Origin of the sequence: Succinimonas amylolytica DSM 2873 (genome assembly GCF_000378405.1) — a bacterium.
Lineage (GTDB): Bacteria > Pseudomonadota > Gammaproteobacteria > Enterobacterales > Succinivibrionaceae > Succinimonas > Succinimonas amylolytica.
This window is the reverse complement of record NZ_KB899640.1, coordinates 43,707-63,693: the sequence shown is the minus strand read 5'-3', so window position 1 is coordinate 63,693 and position 19,987 is coordinate 43,707. Positions and strand designations below refer to the sequence as shown.

General features: G+C 53.8%; 16 protein-coding genes. 6 read left to right on the top strand and 10 right to left on the bottom strand.

Translation table 11 applies throughout. The features are described from left to right. Positions 1-29: 29 nt before the first annotated feature. On the bottom strand, positions 30-1,805 hold the full coding sequence (locus tag F557_RS20450) for an AAA family ATPase (RefSeq protein WP_084761684.1): 1,776 nt from the start codon (positions 1,803-1,805) through the stop codon (positions 30-32). A 591-nt stretch (positions 1,806-2,396) separates the two neighbouring features. On the opposite strand from F557_RS20450, the gene F557_RS0115685 reads away from it, so the two are divergent. Both F557_RS0115685 and F557_RS0115675 read left to right on the top strand, forming a co-directional pair. Beyond that, entirely contained in the window at positions 2,397-3,530 is a 1,134-nt protein-coding gene (locus F557_RS0115685) for a BspA family leucine-rich repeat surface protein (RefSeq protein WP_019003161.1), read from the top strand. 125 nt (positions 3,531-3,655) lie between these two features. After that, the gene (locus F557_RS0115675; RefSeq protein WP_019003159.1) at positions 3,656-5,200 is read left to right on the top strand and encodes a BspA family leucine-rich repeat surface protein; all 1,545 of its coding nucleotides are present in this window, start codon (positions 3,656-3,658) and stop codon (positions 5,198-5,200) included. A gap of 329 nt (positions 5,201-5,529) precedes the next feature. On the opposite strand, the gene F557_RS0115665 is transcribed toward F557_RS0115675, so the two are convergent. Then, entirely contained in the window at positions 5,530-7,230 is a 1,701-nt protein-coding gene (locus F557_RS0115665; protein ID WP_019003157.1) for a lipoprotein N-acyltransferase Lnb domain-containing protein, read from the bottom strand. An 829-nt stretch (positions 7,231-8,059) separates the two neighbouring features. Between F557_RS0115665 and F557_RS0115655 the strand changes: the two genes are divergently transcribed. Next, the gene (locus F557_RS0115655; RefSeq protein WP_019003155.1) at positions 8,060-8,713 is read left to right on the top strand and encodes a LemA family protein; all 654 of its coding nucleotides are present in this window, start codon (positions 8,060-8,062) and stop codon (positions 8,711-8,713) included. A 96-nt stretch (positions 8,714-8,809) separates the two neighbouring features. Continuing rightward, on the top strand, positions 8,810-8,944 hold the full coding sequence (locus F557_RS23540; RefSeq protein WP_019003154.1) for a hypothetical protein: 135 nt from the start codon (positions 8,810-8,812) through the stop codon (positions 8,942-8,944). Positions 8,945-8,984: 40 nt separating this feature from the next. Here the strand turns inward: F557_RS23540 and F557_RS0115645 are convergent, their stop codons facing one another. The 8 genes from F557_RS0115645 to F557_RS0115600 form a co-directional block, all read right to left on the bottom strand. Beyond that, on the bottom strand, positions 8,985-9,755 hold the full coding sequence (locus tag F557_RS0115645) for a PP2C family protein-serine/threonine phosphatase (RefSeq protein WP_019003153.1): 771 nt from the start codon (positions 9,753-9,755) through the stop codon (positions 8,985-8,987). Between the two features lie 16 nt (positions 9,756-9,771). Further along, the gene (locus F557_RS0115640; protein WP_019003152.1) at positions 9,772-11,709 is read right to left on the bottom strand and encodes an AAA family ATPase; all 1,938 of its coding nucleotides are present in this window, start codon (positions 11,707-11,709) and stop codon (positions 9,772-9,774) included. Between the two features lie 3 nt (positions 11,710-11,712). Beyond that, on the bottom strand, positions 11,713-12,381 hold the full coding sequence (locus F557_RS0115635) for a 4Fe-4S single cluster domain-containing protein (protein ID WP_019003151.1): 669 nt from the start codon (positions 12,379-12,381) through the stop codon (positions 11,713-11,715). Positions 12,382-12,385: 4 nt separating this feature from the next. Then, positions 12,386-13,174, bottom strand: a complete 789-nt coding sequence (locus F557_RS0115630; protein WP_019003150.1) for an FHA domain-containing protein — start codon at positions 13,172-13,174, stop codon at positions 12,386-12,388. Between the two features lie 3 nt (positions 13,175-13,177). After that, positions 13,178-14,641, bottom strand: coding sequence for a hypothetical protein (locus tag F557_RS0115625; RefSeq protein WP_019003149.1), 1,464 nt, complete (start codon positions 14,639-14,641; stop codon positions 13,178-13,180). A gap of 179 nt (positions 14,642-14,820) precedes the next feature. Further along, the gene (locus F557_RS0115615) at positions 14,821-15,933 is read right to left on the bottom strand and encodes a metallophosphoesterase (protein ID WP_026297963.1); all 1,113 of its coding nucleotides are present in this window, start codon (positions 15,931-15,933) and stop codon (positions 14,821-14,823) included. A gap of 112 nt (positions 15,934-16,045) precedes the next feature. Continuing rightward, entirely contained in the window at positions 16,046-16,912 is an 867-nt protein-coding gene (locus tag F557_RS20445; protein ID WP_211209597.1) for a M15 family metallopeptidase, read from the bottom strand. A gap of 235 nt (positions 16,913-17,147) precedes the next feature. Next, a complete protein-coding gene (locus F557_RS0115600) occupies positions 17,148-18,035 on the bottom strand; it encodes a MotY family protein (RefSeq protein ID WP_169335220.1) in 888 nt (295 codons plus the stop codon). Positions 18,036-18,264: 229 nt separating this feature from the next. Here F557_RS0115600 and F557_RS20435 point away from each other — a divergent pair, with 229 nt between their 5' ends. Beyond that, positions 18,265-19,092, top strand: coding sequence for an exonuclease domain-containing protein (locus F557_RS20435; protein ID WP_019003142.1), 828 nt, complete (start codon positions 18,265-18,267; stop codon positions 19,090-19,092). Between the two features lie 141 nt (positions 19,093-19,233). Further along, positions 19,234-19,833: a superoxide dismutase gene (locus F557_RS0115585; protein ID WP_019003141.1), complete on the top strand. Its 600-nt coding sequence runs from the start codon at positions 19,234-19,236 to the stop codon at positions 19,831-19,833. Positions 19,834-19,987 lie beyond the last annotated feature (154 nt).

The following is a 19,987-nucleotide window of genomic DNA, read 5'->3' as shown; positions in this document are numbered from 1 at the left end:
CTTTGATTCAGTTGCCATGGCTGAACATTTTATTTCAGTTTTTTGCCCGCAACAGTACATTCCTTTTTACAGAAACAGATGCCGTAGGAATGAACTGCTTTAATATCCTTTCTTTTGACATACGGGTCGGCATATTTCTTTCTGACTATCTGAGCGATGGCATCCTCGGCAATCAGAAACTTGTCTTCATTTTCATCAGCAGTCTGTTTAAGTTCCAGAATTACGATAACGCCTCTGTTCTTCAGAGACTTGATTATCAAATCGATATAGCCGTTTCCTGACTCAAAATTGGATTTCTGCTCTTCAATGAGCGATGTGCCGTTTGCCAGTAATCCGTTCATGAAGCCGTGGTAATAGTTTTCCTTCGGAGCATTGACGGAGAAGTCTCTTATGGACACATATTTGGCCAGAAGCTCGTTAAGGCAGTCCTCGACAGATCCGGCGTCCCCCGAGAAAAATCCTTTTATCAGATTACCGATGCTATTCCTCATAACGCTGTCATTTTTATAGAAATCCATGATTTTCGACTTGAAGCAATCCCTGATTTCCTCATTCGGAATATACAGCCGGCACTCATGTTTGTTAGCGGATCTGTACTGCGGATCAAAGGTGAGATAGCCGGTATAAAGCAGCAGAGTCCAGAAATCATTGATGTCGTGTTTCTCTAAATCTCCGTAGCACAGCGCCGCTCTTACCTCCGCGGTAATGGATTCCCCGTCCAGAAGGCTTTGCATCTTGTCAACGTCATCCGGCTCTATAAAACCCATAAATTCTTCGATAACATCGTTACCGCTGGTATTTATCCAGTAGTCGCCGGTCTGAATGAGATTTCTGTCTTTACTCAGTTTTCTGTAGTTGTCATCACAGAAGTTCATGACATCCCACGGGCAGTACATATGAGTGGTTCCAAAATGGTACCCGTCATAATTGTTTTTCACATCTTCGTAATAGTCTGAAAGTCCGTAGTATGAAAGAACTTTCTGGGTTTCCTCCTTGGTAAACCCTATTCCCTCTGAAATATCCTTTTTTCCGGCATCAAGAACCGAGCAGACCAGAAGATTATTGAGCCCGGTAAAAATGCTTTCCTTGGCTGCTCTTAAACAGCCGGTAAGCACGGCTCTGTCCAAATACGTATTTGTTTTTAAGGCATTGCTTAAGAACGGACTTATGATGTCAATCATTTCCTTGTAGTAGCCGTTATGGGCCGCTTTGGCAATCGGAACGTCATATTCATCAATAAGCAGGATCGGATTAATGCCGTGATGCTTGCTAAGAAACATCAGCAGATTGCTTAATGAATTCTTAATTTTGTTTTTGTTTTTGATATCACAGATATAATCCTCATTATCAGCCACGTCTTTAAAAGTTCTGATTTCCGTATCGCTGAGTTTTGGACTGTCTGCCAAATAATTGAAAGAATTGTACAGATTGAAAATAATACTGCCAAACTGTTCATAGGCTCCGATAAAATCATTACCGGAAACTGCCTTCAGGGAAATAAAGATTACCGGAAACTTCCCCATGTACTTGCTGCAGAATTCCTTATCCTCAAAGATTTTGGTGTCTTTGAACCATTTTTCCTGAAGTGATACATCGCCGGGATTGTCGGTATTCAGAGACAGAAAGTCATAGAAGGTAGACATGGTTAGGGTTTTGCCGAAACGTCTTGGTCTCATAATGAGAAAGGCATTGGTAGCTGATTCCTTAAACACGGTTCTGATGAGCGGAGTCTTATCTACGTAATAGCAGTCATTTTCAATAAGTTCATGAAAAAATTCAGTTCCGATACCAATATACTTCAAAATACCGTTCCACCTTTGAATCTGACCATCACCTCTGAAAAGGCCTTTCTCTGGTCTGCTGTTCACAGAGTGATTTAAGCGCAGAAAGGCTCTGTCATCGTCATTATCCCACAACCTGCTTGATCGTCAACCGCCGGCATCTTACTCTTTGATATGGATTAAAGCATAAATTTTCCATAAGCCACCAAAAATATATACGCTTCACCAGATCGCTCTCTGGAATTCATGTTGCTGATTCCCTGACCTTTTCAGACTCCCCCTCATTTTGTTCGCTTCTCGGCCTTCGGAAAATTTTTTTTCTTTTCGTTTCGTCAAAATCGCCCTTTCACGCCCATTAGATAAGCAAGGGGCCAAAAAAGTCCCCGGAGTTAAAGGGGAGGCGAACAAAAAACTGGACACCCAAAAGAGGTGATCTATGGCATATACGGTACAACAGATAAAACCTGAAAGCAGGCTGATGAATAGTAACGAAAACAAAACGCTGATAGCTTGCGCCGCTTTTCCGAAACAGCAAAAAGCATTGACAGCCTAAGGTTTTTGGCATAAGTTTGTTTACAATTTTATTACTTTTTAACAAAGTTTTAACAATTCAAAATGAAGCCTGTTCCAATATTTCTGCGAAAGCTGTCTCTCGCACTGCTGTCCGGTCTGATACTGGCCGCCCTATGCTCCTGCTCTACCTCCGCCAAAGACTATCATAACCAGAAAAGCGCCTTTCAATACGATACCGCAGGCGACTCTCAGAGCAAATCTGACAATAAAGCCCCGGAATACATGAAAGACTCCGAAACGGACTTTATGCTGGGCTACTTCAGGGAGATCCGGGCGGGGAATCTACCGGCCGCCCTTTCTGAAAAAACTCTCACCGGCTTTAACGACACCGGAAAGGATCTCCTCTACTCCATCGAAAAGCATACCCTTAAAAAGCTGGTAATTGCCTATGACCTCGGCCCCGCGCCGGAAAAGCGCTCCCCCTTTGCCCGGATCTGCCAGGTAACGGATCGCATGGATTTTGAAATCGTGTTTGCGAAGGAGGTTACCTCTCTCTACGGCCTTTTTGAAGGATGCCGACTTAGCGCTCTCCCCAAAAATCTGGACACCTCCCGGATCACCGATATGAGCCGGATGTTCGCCCGGACCGAGATAAAGACCCCGTTCCCGGAGCTGGATACCGGAAATGCCGTTAAAATGACTGCCATGTTCGCGGGGGCAAGCTTTATGTCCCGGGGAGCACCGAATCTTAATACCTCGCGGGTTACCAGCATGCAGGCCATGTTCCGGAATACCGCGGATCTGGAAAGAGTTCCTCTTTACGACACCTCCAGGGTCAGAGACTTTTCAGAAATGTTCCGGGAAAGCAGCGTTAAGGAGATACCGCTCTTCAGCACCTCCCAGGCAACAAACATGGAGGCGATGCTGGCCGGAGCCCCGAACATCAGAGAGCTTCCGGATTTTGATCTCAGCGGGGTAAAATGCGGTGAAGAAACCTCTCAGCCCGGGGACAGCGGATCTGAAGGCTCAGGAGACAGCAAAAAGGAAAGCTGCCGAAAGCTCCTCACCGAAATGCCAAATGAAGGAGAAAACATCAAACAGGAAAGTTCCGCGGGCTCGAATATTCTGTTATTCCTTCCCTGCGCGCTCCTCCTGCCGCTGTGCGTTCTGGGATCGACCACTGCCGCACCGCTGGTTTCCACCGTAGCATACGATATCAGTCATTATGCTCATTGACCGCATTACGCTCTTCTGCGCTTTGCCCTTTTTTTCTCCCGGGCATTCAGGAGATACTGGCAGCAAAGCTCTGCCGGGGCAGTTAACCCGGCATTTAAAGAACTCCGTTTCAGGAATTACCGATTATGACAATTAACTCACGCATCACCAGAAAACCTCTTGTTAAAAAACTCGCCCTGGCGGTCCTGTCCGGTCTCATGCTGACAGCGGTCTCATCCTGTTCTGTCTCCGCTCATTCCGACAAAAAGCCAAGCGCCTTTGAATATGACACCTCCGAAAATAACGGTTCATCTCCTGCCGTAAATCCTTCGGATCCCCGGAGCTTAACAGCAAAGACCCAGGCCTCCGCAGACAGGATTTCAGGAAATGCCTGGAAGTACCCCAATGACCGGATATTCATGGTGGATTACGAAAAAGCCGCCCGCATGGAAAACGCGGCCCAGACAACCGTTTCCCAAAAGACGCTTCACAGCATCAATGACGCAGATAATGAGCTCCTCCGCTCCGTTGAAAAGGGAACCCTGAAAAAGCTCGTCATCGCCTACAATCTTGACAGCTCGGAGGCTCATCATTCGCCCTTTCAGCGGATCTGCGGAGTTACCGAGAGGACAGACTTTGCCATAGAGTTCGCTCCTGAGGTTACCTCTCTTTACGGGTTATTTGAGGGATGTACCCTGAAGTCTCTCCCCAAAGCTCTTAACACCTCCCGGATCGTCAGCATGGAAAGGATGTTTGCCGGAGCAAGAATTGAAGCCCCCTTACCGCAAATGGACACCTCCCGGGTCAGAGTCATGACGGAGATGTTTGCGAAAAGCGTTATCGAAACGCCGCTCCCGGGTTTTGCGGTCAGTGAGTTCGCATACATGGGAAGGATGTTTCAGGGGAGCGTCATCAACCGCAAAATCAAAGTTGTTTCCGAAAACCTGGATCTCACCCATTTTTTCAGCGATGCGGTTATCAATGTCTCCCCGGATCTGGATATCAGAAAAGCGGAGAATCTCACCGGCATGTTTGCGGGGGCGGTAATTAATGCTCCCCTGAACATTGACGCCCCTGCCGCCGCCAGGCTTGATAAGATGTTCAGAAAGGCAGATCTCCGCCGGGAAGTCAGCTTTACTCCGAAAACCCGCCCTTCTTCAGTCATCAGCATGTTTGAAGAAGCCTCCTTCGCCTCCGGGGTTTCAGCGCCGGACCTTGATACCTCCGAAGTCACCGATATGAAGTGCATGTTCAAAAGCACCCGGAATCTCAGAACCGTACCGGCCTATAATACCGCCCGGGTCAGAGACTTTTCAGAAATGTTCCGGGGGAGCTCCGTCTCGGAGGTGCCGGTTCTTGACACCGCGGAGGCGCAGAGTATGGCGGGTATGTTTGCCGGCGCTGCAAATCTCAGGGAGCTTCCGGAATTAGACATGACAAAAATATACTGTCCGGTTCCCGCCATAACGCCGCATCAGGACTCCAGCGCAGCGGCGAGCGCAGCAGACATCAGGAAAAACTGCCGGCTTTACCTTACCAGAGTTCCTGAGAAACCCGCCCCCCGGGAAAGCGGCTCGAACGCGGTGGCAGATGCTTTTGCCGGGGTTTTGTGCATCATTACCCTGCCCATCTGTGCCTCTGTTATGTCAACAGCCGTGCATCAGTTATTAATCAGCACAGCTCATCATTAAGGCGGCTCACTGCAGACCTGACTTTTTGAGGCTTCCGGAATTCCGGCATTTTCTCCTCCGGGCTTCCTCCCCGCCGCTGAAGTCCGGCCTCCCGCCTCCGGTATCTCCGAAAAAGTCAGGCTTTCCCTTAAGCGCTTAAAAACCTGTCCCCCGGAGCATAACAGAAGGCACGGCCCGGGATTTCCTGACACTTCCCCGGCAATTCCCGGTATTCCCGATGATTCGGAAAACGGGGTGCTCCTTCTTCCCCTCGTGATGAGTCTTTACTGCTGCGGGAGCGGAGTAATAGCGCTGCCGGGAATTTTCAAAAGAAGGCGCTCTTTTCCGGATTAAAACCGCAGAGCTACTCCTCCCGAAAGCTCCAGAAGCTCCCTTCGGGATCCCCGCCGCCCCTTGTCTCTTCTGTCATTGTCAGAAAGCCGGTAGTAATTTCCGGAAAGCTCCAGCCAGAGATTGTCCGTGAGGCGTTTTGACCCCGTGCCGGACACCCGGCTCCGGTAACCCCGGTAGCCCTCGTGATCCGAAAGCGCATAACGCCAGGAAAGCGACCAGCGGCCCAGAACCGGATGGGTACAGAGAACCCCCATGGTGTTCAGAATATATGGGTTAACACCTCCGGAATCAATCTGCATACCAGCTCTTACGGAGTAAAACGGCCTCAGGCCTCCGTTCCCGGCGGAAACCCCCAGCCCCGTGGCCAGATCCGGATAAAGAGCGGCGTGGGCGGCAGTAACATCTCCGTGAAAGCGGATCATAAGATCCGGAGTCAGGCTGGCCGGGGACAAAATATCCGTATAACGGTACTTATTGGTGAAGTTTATTTCGCTGATATAAGGCCGCAGTCTGTAGCTCCTCAGGGTTACCGATAAGAGGTCAGTGTTTTCCAGTACAGGAGAAGCGGAGATATCCTCGCTTACTTCCCGGAAGAACGGCATGAGTTTAAGAGAGAAGCCGCTCCCGTAAAGGGATGACCAGACATAGCCTCCGGACAGTCTTACCAGAGGCGGCGCCTCCTCGGGATTTACCGGACGCCCCAGATCCGCATAGTACTGATCCGTTCTGGTGTAATAGGCCTCCTCTTCAGAGACCAGCCCGCTGTCCTTAAGGTATCTCAGATATTCCAGCGGAGTCAGAAAGCTCCCGTAATCCGGCACCTCAAGATCCCGGCTCATTACCCGGAGGAGGTGTTCCGAGCCGTTAGCGCAGTTATTCACGGTAAAACGGTATCTGACATTCTGATCCTTTAATTCAAAAAGGTGGAGATAAAGCCAGAGCCGTTCCTCCTCCGTGGTCCGAAGCCGGTATTCCTTAACGGAGCGGTTTTCTCCGACAATATAGGAATCCCGGAATTTGGCAAAGGGCGCCAGAAAATAGTTCCCCGGCATCGGCTCAAACACCATCTCCGCAATCCCCCGGGGCTGCCCCATAAAGGTTACGGCGTATTTCACCGTTCTTCCCGCGCCGTTATCTCCCGCTATGGAAATCCCGGTATGGCCCATGGAGGACACAAAGGCTGAGCTGTCCTCATAAACAAGGATCAGCGACACCTCCGAAACAAAGACATTGCGGCGGTATTCCGCAAAATCCGGGCAGTCCCGGCTGTCCGGAAGATCATGATAGATAAGATAATAGCGGGCGGGGTAACGGCAGGATCCCTCCGGGTCTCTAATGAAATAATCCAGCGTAGCCCGGAGCTCTCTTTCGGGATCAATAACGGCATTCCCCCGGCCGGTGAGATAGAAATCACTGTACTCAATAGCATTGACGCCGTTTCTGATGTGGAGAAGAGCCTCCCACTTCGTTATGAAATCAGAGGGGAGATCCTGATATGGAGTATGCTGTAACTGAGAAGCGGAGAGCTCCGGCCGGGGCTCGCGTTCCCCGGGGGTACTGCCGGAAGCGGGGCTGGTTTCTTCCGAGTTCTCCCCGGCCTGAAGCCGGGGAGCGGCCGCCGCCGCTCCGGAAAGCGTAACCAGAAGGCCCTGAACCGTCAGGAAAACAGCCAGAAACCGAACAGCAATTCTGAACATCACAAAAGGAAACAACCCTGCATATTAAACGCACTAAGCCATGGGCATATCAGTAAATCAGGGCTACCCCCAAGCCTTAATATTTTCTTTATCGGAAAATTCCGGACTCATGGGGACAGCTAAAACGGGGGCTTAGGATACGCAGTGAGACACCCCTGCCCCGCAAATATCCCTGAGGCAAAGTCTGGCCGATTTCGCCGGGAATTATACCGCAGGATCTTTGGAAGCAAAGTGCTATTTGAAAAAGCTGACGAAATATCCGGGCTATGAAAATGCCCTTTCCAGGATCAGGAAACGCCGCTTCTTCCCGAGGACTCCGCAAGCATCTGGTATGCCGGGGAGAAGATGAGGTTATACCGTGCCGTGATATAGGCTTTGTAAAAATCCTTTTGAAGAAGAGAGAGTTCTGCCGTGTCAATCAATAAAGGCGTTTATGGCCGCAAGATCAATGGCCGGGAAAAACCGCAGGAGAACGGCATTGCAGGCGGCATGATGTCTTCCGGTAATAAAGACCTGATACTATTAAAGTAATCCTGCCAGCCTGTACAAGCTTCAAGACCTTATGCGGCAAGGCATTTTATCGAACTCAGCGGCGGTATTTCCCGGCTTCGGGGAATATCCGGTACTGCCGGTTCCTTGCGGCTCACTTTGTGAAAAGCTTCAGAATTTTGCCATATCCGGACCCGGGGGCATTAATAAAGCCCTATAATGCTCCTGTCGGCACCCTGACAGCCCGATCTTGCAAAAGATGCCGGCCGGAGTCCCCGAACAGCCAAGCCCGGGGCAAAGACTCCGGATTTTATCAGAATCCCCATCATGAGAGAGCCGCATGCCCCTGTTTAATCATCTCTATATTTCCCTGCCCGTGGCCGTAGCCATTATCTTCCTGGTGCTATGGTATACCAGAAAGGTCAAAGCCCGGCTTCAGGGGCTGGAATCCGCATACCTGAGCCATCTCTCCCAGATTTATGCCCAGAGCAAAAGACGCTACACCCTTATCCCTGCCATGACAGAAAAGGTGCGGGAATACGCCCCGGAGGAAAACAGCCTTCTCAAGGAGATTGAACGGGAAAGCTCCCGGGCCGGAGTAGCAGTGGAGCACCTCAAAAGAGACTTCCGGAATCCCGGAGCCTTCAGCGAGCTCCGTAACCGGGAAAACACCGTGATGCACCGTCTGACGGTTCTTAATGAGCATCTGGTTCGGTATCCGGCCCTCAGAAATACCGCCTCGTTCTGCGAAATATCCGGGGAATTAAAAACCCTGGAGGACAAAATCGCCTTTAATATCCGGCTTTACAATGATTCTGCCGCCGAATTCAACAGCTACTGCCACGGGAACCCCCTGCGGAAGATTATCAGCCACCTTCTGGGCTTCAGACTGCATGCCCCGGTTATTGAAGGCATGACCAGGCCGGCCCCGGAGAACACAGCCGAAACGGAGGAAGCTCCGGCCCCGCAAAAAACACCACCCGCCGGGAATTAGCTGACAGATAAAGCAGGGACAGGAACCCTGAGACTTTCTGTCTCCGGACTCTCCTGCAGAAACACTACAAAGGAAATGAGGGGAGGAACAGACTCCATGAACTGTACGGAAAGGGATCAGAAAAAAAGACGCAGACCGCATAAGCCCCTGGATGACAACTCCGGGTGCTTTCTGGGAGGGCTCCTGGAGTTTATTCTGGACATCTTCACCTGCTTTACATCAGGCGATTAAAAAGGGAGCCGGCCCCCCCTGTCTGTACTGCTATGCCACGCTAGCACCGGACAATCAGTATGGTTTTGTCATCCGGGGATTCGTTTTTCAGGGCTTCCTCCATAATAAGATCCGTCCTTTCCAGATCCGAGATTTCCGGCCGCCCCATCACGTCCTCCATAAAATCCGCATCCGTATATTCATGAATCCCGTCCGATGTCAGGATATAGACCCCGGAGGCGCTGCCAGGCTCCCGGAAATGCCGGATACTGAGCCGTGTCAGATATCTTATGGAGCCCGCTCCGAGACAGCTCTGAATTTCACAGCGGTTGCAGCGATCCGCGGCCTCGAAGTTCCCGGAGTCCATAAGCCACTGCCAGGTAGTATGATCGGTGGTAATCTGCCGGATAAACATGCCGCTCATCACCGCCAGCCGGGTGTTTCCCGTATGAACGTGCCAGGCTCCGGTATCATCCAGGAGAAGAGCGGTAAAGGTGGTGGCCATGGTCTCCTTTCCCGGAATTCCTGCCGCATGGGAAACCAGATCCCGGTTAAGAGATCTTGCCAGATCCTCCAGCGCCTTTTCGTCATCCCTGACCTCGCCGGAACGCCGCAGAAGCTCTCGCAGCACAAAGCCGGAAGCCTCATTGCCCCCGGGATTCCCTCCTACACCGTCAGCCACGGCCAGGAGACACGGTGCGGCAAATTCGAATACCCCGCGGAACTCGTTCAGAACCCGGGAGGATTCCATATTGCCAGGCAGGCAAATAAGCGCATGATCCTCGCACTGCTCCTTGCCGGCCCCCTTTTTTATCTGACATGAAACCTTCATTCTAAGACTCCTTCAATCAGTATCTGGTAAGCTCGCAGGCAATAACGGCTGGCGTATCCGCAATGCTCCCGACTGCCCCCTCCGCCACGGAAAGAACCCGGATAGCGGCATTTTTCTCAACCCTGCTGTCAAAAAGATAGCGGGACAGAGGATTAATGAGATAGGACTCCACCACATTGCCGATACCGCGGCCGCCGTTCTCCAGATTGGCCAGCGCCAGGGCATTGAGCTGAGCCAGGGCTTTCTCGCTCATGGCAAGGTCTATCTTCCTGTTTCTTCTGAGATTTCCAGAAATCCGTTCCAGAAGCGCCGCCAGGATATCGCTGGCGACATCCGGTCTTATAAAATCGAAAACCACAATATTTTCCCCGATACGGTTCAGAATTTCCGGACGGTTCAGCGTAAACTTGAAATGATTCCCGATAGCCGTGCGCACCTTTTTCTGCACCTCCTCGTAGGAGTCCCCGGGAGAAACATTCTGGCGGCGGCCGCCCTCCCCGTCAGGAACGTAGATGCCCAGATTGCTGGTGAAGATAATCACGCTTTCTGAAAAATACGCCGTATTTCCCTGGCCGTCGGTGAGCCGGCCGTCCTCCAGTATCTGGAGAAACTTGTCCAGAATCGAAGGATGGGCCTTTTCAATTTCGTCAAAAAGCAGAATGGAGAACGGATTCTCCCTGACAGCATTGGTAAGCTGACCGCCGGCCTCATAGCCCACGTATCCCGGAGGAGCGCCCAGAAGCCGCTGATCACTGTGGGACTGGCCGAATTCACTCATGTCAAACCGGATGCAGCGGCTTTCATCGCCGAACAGCTTCTGCGCCAGGGTTTTGGCGGTTTCGGTCTTGCCGGTACCGGTGGGTCCCGCAAAAAACAGCACCCCCTTCGGCCTGGTGTGGGAAGAATGCTGCAGACCGTCCATGCCCACAATCGCCCTTTTAATCACATCCAGGGTTCTCGTAAGTGCCAGATCCTGCCCCTTGACTCTTTTCCGGAATTCCTCCTCCGCATTGGCAAAATCCTCATGCTTCAGGGTCTGCCAGGGATTGTCGGAAATACCGAAACGGTAGAGGTCCACAACCTTGCAGAGATCCGGAATCCGGAACATCTGCCTGCGGCACAGCACCGCAAGACCGTTCAGCGCCGTATACGAAAAGCCTTCGGTAAGGCCGGTGAACCGCTGCTTGAGCTTTCTGAGCGCCTCGGCTCCGGTCTCCTCCTGGTATCCGGCCATATCCTCGCGATAGATCTCCGGCGCGAAGAAGGAGCGGAACTGGCTGTCAATAAAGCTGAAGCGCTCGTCCTTGTCCGGCGTGCTGATGGTGATGGTCTTGGCCGAAGGATTGTCCAGATAGACCCAGGGCGGAAGATCATTGACCTTGTTCACCAGAAGCACCAGGGAATTCTTAAGCCGGGAGCCGTCAGCGATCTGCACGTCCCGGCTCATAAGGGCGGCCTCCTGGAGGCGGGTAAAGCTGAGCACGTCCGGCTGCTGCATGGAATTCGGAGCCACGATATACCGGGACACGAAATTCATCACAATTACCACGGACTCCACCTCCTGCTCCAGAGCGCGTCCGACGTACTCCGGCGCCGTGGGGGAGCGTCCGGAAAACACCGCCGGAACAGTCTTTACATTGCCGGCATTTTCCAGATCGGCGCTTATCAGGGCAGCAAACTCGTCCATGGCGTTCCCGCTGTCACCGGCATCAGCAAAAAAACCCCGGAGATGGCTGTAGAAAATCACATGCCGGTAGCCCAGATTTTTATAAAAGGCGTAGAGATAGGAGTTAATGTCCAGAATCTCCCCCCTGGTGCTGTATGCGGTCTCTTCCGGGTAAACGTACTTGTCCAGAATGTTCCCCTCGAGAATTATCAGAGGCTTTATGCGATTGAAGATGCCAAGCTCCCGGTGCCACTTCGGGCAAGCTAACTGCTGCACGCTGCTGTCCATTTTTTAGTCCTTTGTGTTGTCTGAATGCGGTTTCCGGCCCGCCGCAGATTCCTCCGCCGCGGGATTTCCAATGGTAACACCCCGCGTCCGGAGAGCCTCCCGAAGCTCCCGGGGATATTCCGGGCGGTGAATGCCTACAGAAATAAAGCCGTCCCGGGTTCTGAAGTTCTGCACCTCGTTCCGGCCGTTCCGGAGATATTCCCCGTAAAAGGAAGCCCGGGACCGGTCCAGAATATGAATCTCCTGATTGTCCGAGCCCCGAAGAAAGCAGCCGGTATTCCACTCCTCCCGGTAGGAACCGTCAATAAGCACCGTAATCCTGTCCAGAATATCCTGGTATCCCCGGCGCCGGAGTTCGGAAATGCGGTATCCGGTATATGCCAGAATGTCCGGAGAAATCTCCCGGAGGGCGGGAAGCAGTTCCCGGAGGGCCTCCGGCTGCTCAAAGGGATCTCCGCCGGTCAGGGTAAAGCCGTCTACGGGACTGATTTCCCTTACTGCGGCGATCATCCTTAGAACCGTTTCCCTATCGGTCAGAAAGCGGGGATCCCGCTCCCAGAGCTCCGGGTTGCTGCAGCCCCGGCACCTCCGGCTGCAGCCGGCAAACCAGATCCCCACCCGGCGGCCGGGGCCCAGCACCCTGACGGGATAAAGCAGTCTGGCGATATACAAGATCCTAGCTCCTCCCGGGATAGGATACAGTGAAGCAGCCGGCAAGAGAGCTTTTCCAGTCCTCCTCCCAGATGCCGCCCAGGGAGACGCGATCGCCGTCCTTCAGGGTTTCCGCAGACTCCGCCGCCATTCTGACGTTGTTAATAAAGGTGCCGTTGGGCTTGCCAAAATCTCTTATGACCAGTCTTTTTCCGGAAACCACAAGCTCCGCATGCCTTCTGCTGGTGTAATCCCGCCCGGCAAGGTACTCCATCAGAGTGTGCTCGCGGCCGATAACATGCACCGGATGATCGCTATCGATTCTCAGAAGCTCGGTGCCGTCAGGAGATTTCAGGACGGCTATCAGAGTATTTTCCGGCACGGCGGGCCGGGGGCTGTCCGCTGTTCCGGTCCCCGTTTTTCTGTCAGCCTGGGTTTTCGGGACCATCCGGATATCCTGGCGGCAGGCAGTGCAGACCTTGGCAACAGCCCGGTTTTCCGTACCGCAGCCGGGACAGATTCTGACATAAATCTTTCCCGGGGGGATCTCCGGGGCCAGGGAAGAACCGGGCGCGGGCCGGGGCTCCGGGGCGGGTGAAACCTCAGGTCCGGAATTCCGGGAAACTGCGGGCTCCGGCTTCTGTCCCCCGCTGTCAGGGGATGCTCCGGTTTCAGGAGCCGGTACGGGAGACTCCTCCCGGAGATTTTCCGCCCTGATACCGGTAAGATCCCAGGAGCATTCATCGCTGAGACAGATACTGGAACTGGGAGGATTGTGCCTGCCGCACCGGGGACAAATCTTTACACGAGCCATACGCTACTGCTCCCCGTCATAGGAAAGATGCCTGAGGGCATTTTCCTGGCCGGTTACGGAAATGCTGCGGTTCCGGTTCTGCTCCGCCTCGCGGTAATCCGCATCGGCCACGTCATAGTCACTGAGGTTGAATACCTGAGCATACTCCGTGTCCGGAGGGAGCTCGATGCCCTCGTGAATAACAAGCCCCTTCTCGGCCAGCTTCTCCCGGATTCTGCGATAGCCGGCACAGAAGCTCTCCATATCCCGCTTCAGACTTGCCGCCTCCTGGACGTCAGGCTCCCGGTCCTCCGTATCCAGGGCTCCCAGCTCCATGCACATGTCACCGTTGGAATCATAGGTTACACTTACCGCAGTACTGTCATTGAAGCGGTAAAGCCCGCTCTTCACAATGCCGGCCGGACGCTCGCGGAGACCGCCCATGAGGCGGTAGCCCATCTCCTCCATCACCTCGTTGATGGCATTGCTGATATACCGCTCGGCATCCCTCTTGGCCAGCGTCTGCTGAATAACGTCAATTTCCGCCTTCATGAAATTCAGGGAGGTTTTTGATACCGGAAAGGTCTTCGGCGCCACTCCGGCTTCCTGACAGACTGCCAGGTACTCGTCGCTGAGAATGCCGTAGTCCCGCTTCAGATTCTCGTAATCAGCAAGCTTTTTACCGATGGCGCTGAGCCGGGGCGCCAGGCTGATAGCGGCAAAGCTTCTTAAATACTCGGCATTGTGTCCGCCCTTTTCGGCAGCACGGAGCATGCTTTCCAGGGCATCAATTTCGTCCTGAACCTCTGACGGTGCCTCACGTCCGGATACGGTCTTCCGGAACAGCGTCTCCATTTCAGAAATCTCGGAAAGAGCAGCCTCCCGCTCCTGCCGGAGCTTTTCGTCCCGTTCCCGGATCTCCCTTTCAGCCTTCCGGATCTGTTCCTCCTTTGCGGCCTCCCGGCGCCGTTTTTCCTCCTCTGCCAGAGATGCGGCCAGTTCGGCAATCTCGGAGGTCAGCTTTTCGGTATAGGCCGCAGTAATGCTGGCCAACACCCGGGGCGTATCGTCCAGGACCCGGCGGAATTTGTCCGAAACCTTCTGAAAATCCGCCAGAATGTCCCGGAGGGGCTGTTCGTTCTCCGTAGCGGCATCCCGGGCCCTGACCGTCACAATCTCCTGGGCCACCTCTTCCACGTCCCGGGTCAGCTTCTGATATTCCGCAGTGGGCGCCACTCCGAATTCGGCAATTTTTTTCTTAAGCCCGGAAAGCTGTTCCCGGCCGCAGCCGAGGGCAGTATCCAGTTCCCGGGAACTGCAGGCTATGCTGTCCTGGAGATCCTTTACTCTTTTTCTGCGGGCCTCCTCCTCCAGGCGGCGCCTTTCCGCCTCGCGCCTTTTGCGTTCCAGCTCCTCGCGTCTTCTGCGCTCCATCTCCCGGCGCCGCATTTCCTCCAGCGAAATTCTACTGTCTTTGGGACCGCTCATAGTATTCTCCGTTTTCCGGCGGAAAAAAAGACCTTGCCCGCCGGGACATGTACAGTTACATTCTCAGGATAAATTTTAAGAGAAAAATAGCTTTTTGCTACCATCAGAGCCGCGATTTTTGATACCGGCTTCAACAATACAGCAGCAAAAACCGGCCTCCTCTTCTATGGCACAATAACTCAGTCCTTTCTTCCGGAGACACTGATTACCGTGTATTCCGAAAACGTGCCGGTCTTGAACCTTATCGCCCAGTCAGAAATGCCGGAAGTCACAATAAAATCCGTCCCGCCAGTGCGCGAGTGCCCGTAAACCGCATCCACCACCCCCAGAAGAAGCCCGGCCCGGTTGAAGGGAAAGAGCTGTCCGCCGTGAGTATGTCCGGAAACCGCCAGATCCGCTCCGGCCGCCGCGGTTTCGGCAAAGGCGGCCGGCTGATGATCCATGACCACAGCATACCGTTCCCGGCTGTCCGCCGGAAGGAGATCCCCGAGCGGCATTCTGAAGCCGCCCTTTTGCCGTACTGCCGAAAGATCCTTTCGGCCGGCGATAAGAACTCCCGGAGCCGGTTCCGCAATTTCGTCCTCCAGCACCGTTACCCCGTTTTCCCGGAGCCCCGCCGCCAGCTCTGCGGCCCCGAAGGCCCGGGGGCTCCTGTCATGATTTCCGAAAACATAGAAGATCCCCAGGGGCGGCCTGATTTTTCCCAGCGCCTGGGCGGCCTTTTCCATATCCTCCCGGGAAGTGCTCTCGTCCACATAATCCCCGACAATCAGCATCATGTCGGGCTTTTCCTGCTCCATGACCTCAAGAAGCTCCTGAAACCCTGCGGCGTCAAAGGTGGTTCCCAGGTGCACATCGGCAAGCATCACCATTCTGAGGTCCGGAATCCGCTTGTCCGTGGTCAGACGGTATTCGGTTCTCGCCACATGATGAGCCTGGTACCAGCCAAGGGACAGCACCGAAAAAGCAGCCAGAAAGGCCAGGACTGCCGGGAGAAGACGTCCGGGCCGCCTTTTCAGAAGCGTGCCGGCCAGACCGAAAAGAAGATCTGCCAAAAACCAGAACACCGCCAGATGGCAGAAGATAATGACCGCATTCATGGTACGGAGAGAAAGTGCCAGTACAGCAAATACTGCGAGCACGGCAAATACCGCTCCTGCCAGAGCGCCCCGGGAAAGCCGCTCCCGGCCCTTAAAGGCAGCCAGAAGCCTCAGCACCCCGCGGCAGATCTGCCACAGCGCTGCCAGGGTTATAAGAATGATAAAAATAAGAATTGCAATCCAGATTCCCACAGCCGCCTCCCGCCCCTGCCGGTCATAACAGACCTTTTCAGTGATCATACCATATGGCGGTGCGGGACAGTATGCGAAAACTGCAGAATAAGGACGCTCCCGGAAACGGCCGCTACTGCCGGGGCTCCCTGTTTTCTGCCGGGAGGCCGCCATCCGGATCACAGGATGCTCGGGAATTCTCCGCGCTTCCTCCGGGAGCAGAGACCGCCCGGGAGGATACCGGAAAGGTAAAGTAGGTGCGGGGATAGGGTTCGTTCTGCAGGGAAAAATGCCACCATTCCTTTGAAATCGCTCTGAAGCCATGGGCAGTCATGACGTCACGAAGCAGCTTCCGGCTGGCACGCTGGGCTGCGGTAAGCCCCCTGAAGTCCTGATGGCTTTCCGCTCCGAACCAGTCAAAGCGGCCGCCCATGTCCACCTCTTTCCCGGACGCCATGTCGAAAAGCGTCAGATCCACCGCACTGCCCCGGGTATGTCCGGATCGGGCGGCAATAAACCCCTCCCGGAACAGCACCGCCTTGTCCAGGTCCGGGTAAAAATACGGCTTCATAGCCGCATCCCCCGGGGTTTTGGCCCATCTCATAAAATGATCCACGGCGCTCTGCGGACGGTAGGCATCGAATATCTTCAGCCGGTACCCTTTTTTTACCAGCTCATCGCTGACCTCCCGGAGCCTGGCAGCAGCCTCCCGGGTCAGGAGAGCTTCCGGCTCCTCATAGCCGTCAATACGGCGGCCGACAAAGTTGTAGGTGGAATAGTACCGGATTTCCAGAATGGCATCCGGGACAGCCCTGGAAAGGAGCACAAAACCGCTGGCATCAGCAGAAAAGCTGACACCGCCGGAATCCCGGACCGTTTTGCCGGAGACGGCGGGGGAATGCCGCTCCGGGGCCGGAAAGGCCGCACCTGGAAATAATAGCATGAGAGCCAGCCCCAGGAGCGCCGGAACGAATGCCGGGATCCTCCGCAGGGACGGCATTCGGCGGCACCGGGAACAGCCAGGGAACGGGAGCGGCAGCTCCAGCAGGAATTTCAAAAGTATTATCAGCATATTGTTATCATCGGCCGGGACGTCTGCGTCCGCATTACTATCATTATCTGACTGGCTTTTGCGGGAGCTTCATCCGGGGTATTCCCAGAAAAAAGTCCCGCCGTCCCCCTACGGGAAACAGCGGTACCCGCTCCGGCATTATATGCCAGTCCCTGAATAAAAGTCAGCTGTCGTAATCCGTCCGGACCTCTACAGTCACCCGGCGGTTGGTTCTCCTGTCGGGCTCGATCTCGTTAAGAACCCCCTGATGGCTCTCGCCGAAGGATCGGGTAACAATCTTCTCTGCCGGAATCCCGCCCTCCTTCAGGAATCCCGCAACCACCCCGGCCTGGGCCCCGGTAAGCTTCTGATTGTCCGCATCCGTGCCGGTGCTGTCGGTAAATACCGAAATCACCACGCTTTTCCAGATATCGGGATCCGACTTCAGATATTCCCTGAGCCGGGAAAGCTGCTCCCGCGAGTAGGAGGTCAGCTTCTCTGACTTGCCGTCAAAGTGCAGTGTAAGGTAGCGCACATCCCGGAGCCCGTAGTCCAGAAGCCCGGTCTGGCATTCCTGAAATTCCAGATTGTACTTTCCGAATTCGTAGGGACTCAGGAGAACCCGGATGTCCTCATCCCGGTAATACCGGTCGTCCCGGTATACGAAAGCGGCATGAAGCCCCTTTTCCAGGGATGACAGCGCATACCAGGCCTGCTCGCCCCGGAGATAGCCCGGAAAATCCCGGTAGATCTTCACCGGACCGTATTCCCGATCCCGGATTCCGGGACGCCATTCCGGAGCTTCCTCCCGGAAGGTCATGATCCCCTTGCGGGAAAATGGCCGTACCGGATACAGGGTAAGCTCCAGAAAGGGCTCCTTGCCGGATCTCACAGCAAACTCGACCCGCCCCCAGCCGGGAATTTTCTGGAAGAGGAGACATTTTGCCGGAGACTTTTCCAGAGTCCAGACCGGATTTGCCGTATCGCCGTTAACAAAGGTCACAGCACCGGCAGAGGCTGCCAGAGCCCCGCAGAGAAAGCCAATATATGCCAGAGGTGTTTTCATTGTCATTATCCCCGTCGCCGGAAAATCGTCATTCACCAGTATCAGATACTGTTTTCCGGTATTTAAGCAAAAATCAGGCCAGAAATGAAGCATTTTCCCAAAGGCCGCCGAAAACCCGGAACACTTTTCCAACAAAATTAACCATGAAAGCCGGTCTCTGTGATAAAATCACGCCGGAAACTGGCGGCCAGGGCATACGGGCGCCAGTCATCAGCATCACTTCTTAAGGATCATCATGGACTCCTCCAGCACACAGAATAACACGGAAACCCCAGAAAACAGCGAATCCTCCATGACTCTTGCGGAACGCTTCCGGGGCTTTTATCCCGTAATCGTGGATGTGGAAACTGCAGGCTTCAGGCCTGAAACCGATGCCCTGATCGAAGTGGCTGCCTGTACCGTAAAGTTCACCGAATCCGGAGATCTGGTGCGGGACGAAAGCTATCATGCCAATATCCTGCCCTTTCCGGGAGCAAACCTGGAAAAGTCCAATCTGGATTTTCTGGGGGTGGATCCCTACGCTCCGGAAAGAAAGGCGGTTACCGAGGAAAGCTTTCTGAAGCCTCTGTTCAAGACTCTCTCCAAAAAAGCCCGGACTGCCGGCTGCACCCGCTGCATCCTGGTAGGACAGAACGGCAGCTTTGATCACGGCTTCATCATGGCGGCCGCGGAACGGCTCAACGCCAAAAAATGCCCTTTTCATCCCTTTTCAGTCATTGACCTGGCCACACTGTCCATGGTGTTTACCGGCCAGTCCGTGCTCCGGGTGGCCGTGGAAACCGCGGGACTGGAATTTGACGGCAAGAGAGCTCACGGTGCGGAATACGATGCCGAAATAGAAACCGACCTGTTCTGCCGGCTCATAAACCGCTACCGGGATCTGGGCGGCTGGCCGCTACCTCCGGATATGCAGGAACGGGCCCGGGTGGCCAATGAGATAAAAAAAATGAGTTTCTTACATAAGAAAGAGGAAACACCGCAAAAAAATCCGGAGCCGGATCCAAATTTTGAAAATTCTCCTTTTGCCATATTAAAGACTCTGGTGCATTCTGAAAACAGCTGAACAGCCCCGGTTCAGTCTGTGTCATCACACAGCAATATTCCGGCTGCGGCAGCATTCTCTCAAAAAGCGGCTTTACGGCCCGCCGGACATACGGGCCGCTTATTAAGCCAAAATAATTATTATAATAAGGAAACGGCACATATGGCACTTTCATTTCCGAAACTCAAGTATCCTCTGGCAGCACTGGAACCGTTCATTTCCGAAAGAACCATGGATTTTCACTACAACCGGCATTTCCAGAACTATGTCAAAACCGCCAACGAGCTTATTGAAAAGACCTACTACCAGGACAAGGAAATCTGGCAGATCGTAAGCACCGCCGTAGGGCCCATCTTCAACAACGCCGCCCAGGCCTTCAATCATGATTTTTTCTTCAACTGCATGATCCCGCAGCCCCCGCTGATCCCCTCCCGGCTATCCGAGGAGCTATCCCGGCAGTTCCGGAGCACAGATATTTTTCTTGATGCCTTCCAGAAATCCGCCGTATCAAACTTCGGCGCCGGATGGACCTGGCTGGCCATGGATCCCATGACCAGAAAAATGAGCATCATAAACACCAGCAATGCCGGAACGCCACTGCATGAAGCTCTCTACCCCCTGCTCTGCATCGACATCTGGGAGCATGCCTACTATCTTGACTACCAGAACCGGCGCCAGGACTACGTAGCCAGGTTTATGAATCACATAGACTGGAACTTCGTGGCCCGGCAGTTCGACGAGTGCCTGAGCAAATTCCGCTAGATCAGCCGCTCCCTCCCCTCTCCGGCAGCCGCTTTTCCCCCGGAGGAAACCAGAAATCCCCGGCTGCCGGGAAAACCGGGCCGTGGTTCCGGAAGTCTTCAGGCTCCCGGCCTTTCTCTCCTTTATTGTCTCCGGCCAATCTGTTAAAATACTC

Coding starts and splice junctions, on each gene's coding strand:
- F557_RS20445 (WP_211209597.1), bottom strand. CDS start 16,912: ATGCCGTCCCTGCGGAGGATCCCGGCATTCGTTCCGGCGCTCCTGGGG.
- F557_RS0115665 (WP_019003157.1), bottom strand. CDS start 7,230: ATGTTCAGAATTGCTGTTCGGTTTCTGGCTGTTTTCCTGACGGTTCAG.
- F557_RS0115685 (WP_019003161.1), top strand. CDS start 2,397: ATGAAGCCTGTTCCAATATTTCTGCGAAAGCTGTCTCTCGCACTGCTG.
- F557_RS0115675 (WP_019003159.1), top strand. CDS start 3,656: ATGACAATTAACTCACGCATCACCAGAAAACCTCTTGTTAAAAAACTC.
- F557_RS0115600 (WP_169335220.1), bottom strand. CDS start 18,035: ATGACAATGAAAACACCTCTGGCATATATTGGCTTTCTCTGCGGGGCT.
- F557_RS0115655 (WP_019003155.1), top strand. CDS start 8,060: ATGCCCCTGTTTAATCATCTCTATATTTCCCTGCCCGTGGCCGTAGCC.
- F557_RS0115640 (WP_019003152.1), bottom strand. CDS start 11,709: ATGGACAGCAGCGTGCAGCAGTTAGCTTGCCCGAAGTGGCACCGGGAG.
- F557_RS0115585 (WP_019003141.1), top strand. CDS start 19,234: ATGGCACTTTCATTTCCGAAACTCAAGTATCCTCTGGCAGCACTGGAA.
- F557_RS0115645 (WP_019003153.1), bottom strand. CDS start 9,755: ATGAAGGTTTCATGTCAGATAAAAAAGGGGGCCGGCAAGGAGCAGTGC.
- F557_RS20435 (WP_019003142.1), top strand. CDS start 18,265: ATGGACTCCTCCAGCACACAGAATAACACGGAAACCCCAGAAAACAGC.
- F557_RS0115625 (WP_019003149.1), bottom strand. CDS start 14,641: ATGAGCGGTCCCAAAGACAGTAGAATTTCGCTGGAGGAAATGCGGCGC.
- F557_RS0115630 (WP_019003150.1), bottom strand. CDS start 13,174: ATGGCTCGTGTAAAGATTTGTCCCCGGTGCGGCAGGCACAATCCTCCC.
- F557_RS23540 (WP_019003154.1), top strand. CDS start 8,810: ATGAACTGTACGGAAAGGGATCAGAAAAAAAGACGCAGACCGCATAAG.